Origin of the sequence: Telluribacter roseus (genome assembly GCF_017355915.2) — a bacterium.
In the GTDB taxonomy this organism is placed as follows: Bacteria; Bacteroidota; Bacteroidia; order Cytophagales; family Spirosomataceae; genus Telluribacter.
In genome coordinates this window covers 111419-115289 of sequence record NZ_JAFEUV020000017.1, presented here as the reverse complement: position 1 = coordinate 115289, position 3871 = coordinate 111419, and the positions used below count along the sequence as shown (strand labels likewise).

Here is a 3871-nt window from a genome sequence, read left to right as displayed (position 1 = left end):
ACACAGCGCCGGCGTAGCACTTCGTACTCGGTTTGTTTATAGCTTGCCATAATAAGTACAAGGTTTGACTATTACGGATCTACTCACGCATTAATAATGCCCTACCAATCTTCCCGCAGGATAAAAGAACTGTGACCTTCAGGAACCCTGAAGGTGTATATATGAAATTAGGTAATTTTCTGGCGATAGATCCAGATGATCAAAGAAAAGGACTGCCTAGCTTTGGTAAGCTTGATGAAGTTGTCTTCTACGAATACTTTAAGCAAAAAGAAGAACTATACTCTATTGCAAATTTAATTAGACTTACTTTGGAAGACAAAGCTATCAATCAAAAACTTATTCAGCTAAATGATGTAGATGAAGAAGAGATATATGCAAAGGAGGGAAAGGTACTCTACCGACTTCATAAGATATGAGAAAGAGACAAAGGCATCATAAAAAAGAAGAAAACACAAGTACTGAAAGAGAAAGGAGAGCTAACTTGTGAGGTATGTAATTTTAACTTCGAAGCTACCTACGGTAATTTAGGGAAAGGGTTTATCGAATGTCATCATACAAAGCTTGTAAGTGAGATGCAGCCAGGGGATTTAACACGATTAGAAGATTTGGCTGTAGTTTGTTCAAATTGTCGTCGAATGCTACATAGGAATCAAAGGATCACAATTCATAAGAAGGATAATGCTTATGGTTTATACTTTTTAGCTAAATCTATGTTTTTTATTGCTTCTAATGTAGCTTGTGTATATGGATGCTGCTCTCCTAGGAATTTAAGCCAAATAGGCAAACCTTTGTTATAGTACTCTAACGCTTTATCATATTCTTGTTTATAGTAATAGACATTGCCGATGTTGTGGTAGGATTGAGCTACATCGGGATGTTGCTCTCCCAGAATTCTAAGGCGGATAGCCAAAGCTTTGTTATAGTACTCTAGCACTTTGTCATATTCTTGCTTATTTGCATATACGTTGCCGATGTTGTTGTGGGATGTAGCTACATCGGGATGCTGCTCTCCTAGCACTTTAAGGCGGATGGTCAAAGCTTTGTTATAGTACTCTAGCGCCTTATCATACTCACCTTTGTTGTTATAGGCAATGCCGATGTTGTTGTAGGTTGCAGCTACATCCGGATGCTCTTCTCCTAGCACTTTAAGGCGGATAGGCAAAGCTTTATTTAAGTTTTCCAAGGCCTTGTCATACTCTTGTTTACCTAAGTAAATACCTCCAATGTTGTTATAGGATGTAGCTACATATGGATGCTGCTCCCCCAGGACTTCAAGCCAGATAGCCAAAGCCTTGTTATAGTACTCTAGCGCCTTGCTATATTCTTGTTTATAGTAGTAGATACCGCCTATGCTGTTGTAGGATATGGCTACATCGGGATGCTGCTCTCCCAGAACTTTAAGGTGGATAGCCAAAGCTTTGTTATAGTACTCTAGCGCCTTATCATACTCACCTTTGTTGTTATAGGCAATGCCGATGTTGTTGTAGGTTGCAGCTACATCCGGATGCTCTTCTCCTAGCACTTTAAGGCGGATAGGCAAAGCTTTATTTAAGTTTTCCAAGGCCTTGTCATACTCTTGTTTACCTAAGTAAATACCTCCAATGCTGTTATAGGATGTAGCTACATATGGATGCTGCTCCCCTAGAATTCTAAGGCTTATGTATAAGTCTTTATTAAAGTACTCTAGTGCCTTGCTATATTCTTGTTTATAGGAATAGACAATGCCGATACTGTTGTAAAGTTTACGAGCTAACGTATTATTTAGCAAAGTGATGTTAATACCCAAGAAAGTATCTAAAGCTTGTTGTAGTAGATATTTATCTGCTAGTATATCTCCTTTCAGTAATTGGTAATTTGGATTTTCTGTATCATATTCAATAGCTTCTTCAACTTGTTGTAATGCTTTGTCATATTGGAACTGGTTATAACTACCCTGAGCTTGCAGATAAGCAGACTGTGCTATTTCACTTTTTTCCTGCTGTACTTTTGCTTTTCGTTTCTGCTTAAATTCCTCTAAGAGTTGTTGATAAGCTTTGTGATCCAACAGCTTCAACTTTTCTTCTGCCTGTGCCAGAACTACTGCAAAGTCTGTGTCCTGGTACTGAGCTCTTAGTTGAGCAATTTCAGCCTTTAGCTTATTGTTCTCCAAGATGTACCTTTCTAGGCCTTGGTTATAAGCATCAAGGCTAATATAGCCCTCCTTGGAGGTGTTACGTGCAATCTCTATTAGCAGCTTATTTTGATTTTTCTGACTTTGCCCGATCTGCTTAATACCCTGTTCCAACAGATCCAGTTGCTTAGAGATAGACGGTATACTCCTCAGGTAACTCAGCAGCCTATGAGCTTCCTGATCTTTTGACAGATCATATGTTATAACCACTCCTGCCTGGATAATCTTTACAATGTTATTATTGCCCTTGATGTCAGTAGTAGCAGTCTGTCTAGTGGGCTTCTTAGGTATCTGAGCTAACGTACTTGTTTTAATCAGGCATAGAAACAGGAATAGTATAATCTTCATAAGTATATTGTTAACATCTGCTAGCCTCATACAACTGTGTTAAAGTTATTCCACCTTTAAAGTATCTTTTGCACCCTGTTGATAAACCTGAACCTTATTACTATCTGATCTTGTAAGGTTTACTTCTGAGTTTTGACTTACACTGTCTCCACCTATTTGTTTTGTTTCTACTGTATTCCCGCTAGAGCCTTCTAGGGTTATTGTCGAACTCTGTTCTTTGTTATTATTTGGCGAAATAAGTCCAATCAGCATAAGGACGACACCCAACGCCATGAATGCGTAGATACCATTGATCGTTGAAGATTTTCTAGATCGTTTATTTTGCTCAGACCTAAGTAAAAAATATGCAAGCACAAGAACGATTGCTCCTAATCCTATCAATCCATATTTTAGAAAGTTGGGTAGCTCTGGTAATAGATCCATGTCTAGTGATATAAGTTAGAAGATGACTCACGAAGGTTTTTTGTTGACTATTAGGTATACTATAATAACTACATATTCATCGTATTATATATCTAATTTAGATGGTCTACAAAATACAATAGATATACAGACCTACCTATTTATACTATTTTTTGTTATTTCTCATTAAGCTGATTTCATTAACCCTTTTCATACTTACTTGAGTATCTTTATGCTCTGCACCTAGGACTTTAAGTCGAATAGCCAGGGCTTTGTTATTGTATTCCAATGCTTCGTCGTACTCTTGCTTAGAGTTATAGTTAAAGCCAATGTTATTGTATGATGTAGCTACAGCCGGATGCTCTGCACCTAGAACTTTAAGTCGGATAGCCAGGGCTTTATTATGATATTCGATAGCCTTGTCATACTCTTTTATAAAATTATAGTTAAAGCCAATGTTATTGTATGATGTAGCTACATCCGGATGCTCTGCACCTAGAACTTTAAGTCGGATAGCCAGGGCTTTATTATGATATTCGATAGCCTTGTCATACTCTTTTATAAAATTATAGTTTAAGCCAATGTTATTGTATGATGTAGCTACATCCGGATGCTCTGCACCTAAGGCTTTAAGTCGGATAGCCAGGGCTTTGTTATTGTATTCCAATGCTTTGTCGTGCTCTTGCTTAGAGCTATAGTTCAAGCCAATGTTATTGTATGATGTAGCTACAGCCGGATGCTCTGCACCTAGAACTTTAAGTCGGATAGCCAGGGCTTTATTATGATATTCGATAGCCTTGTCATACTCTTTTATAAAATTATAGTTAAAGCCAATGTTATTGTATGATGTAGCTACATCCGGATGCTCCGCACCTAAGGCTTTTAGCTCAATAGCCAGGGCTTTATTGTGATATTCGATAGCCTTGTCATACTCTTGCTTAGAGCTATAGA

The 3871-nt window shown here is 37.9% G+C and carries 4 protein-coding genes; 1 reads left to right on the top strand and 3 read right to left on the bottom strand.

Annotation, left to right across the window (positions count from 1 at the left end; genetic code table 11):
- Positions 1 to 161 precede the first annotated feature (161 nt).
- Positions 162 to 416, top strand: coding sequence for a hypothetical protein (locus JTN23_RS22810; RefSeq protein ID WP_247237389.1), 255 nt, complete (start codon positions 162 to 164; stop codon positions 414 to 416).
- A gap of 266 nt (positions 417 to 682) precedes the next feature.
- Here JTN23_RS22810 and JTN23_RS22805 read toward each other — a convergent pair whose 3' ends face one another.
- The 3 genes from JTN23_RS22805 to JTN23_RS22795 form a co-directional block, all read right to left on the bottom strand.
- The gene (locus JTN23_RS22805; protein WP_247237388.1) at positions 683 to 2518 is read right to left on the bottom strand and encodes a tetratricopeptide repeat protein; all 1836 of its coding nucleotides are present in this window, start codon (positions 2516 to 2518) and stop codon (positions 683 to 685) included.
- A 45-nt stretch (positions 2519 to 2563) separates the two neighbouring features.
- Positions 2564 to 2941 carry a hypothetical protein gene (locus JTN23_RS22800; protein ID WP_247237387.1) on the bottom strand — a complete coding sequence of 126 codons (378 nt, stop codon included), beginning with the start codon at positions 2939 to 2941 and terminating at the stop codon, positions 2564 to 2566.
- A 145-nt stretch (positions 2942 to 3086) separates the two neighbouring features.
- The coding region (locus JTN23_RS22795; RefSeq protein WP_247237385.1) for a tetratricopeptide repeat protein at positions 3087 to 3871 on the bottom strand (785 nt) is incomplete at its 5' end.

What these genes read in the sequence shown, in the direction of transcription:
- JTN23_RS22810 (WP_247237389.1), top strand. Translation starts at nt 162, where the DNA reads ATGAAATTAGGTAATTTTCTGGCGATAGATCCAGATGATCAAAGAAAA.
- JTN23_RS22805 (WP_247237388.1), bottom strand. Translation starts at nt 2,518, where the DNA reads ATGAAGATTATACTATTCCTGTTTCTATGCCTGATTAAAACAAGTACG.
- JTN23_RS22800 (WP_247237387.1), bottom strand. Translation starts at nt 2,941, where the DNA reads ATGGATCTATTACCAGAGCTACCCAACTTTCTAAAATATGGATTGATA.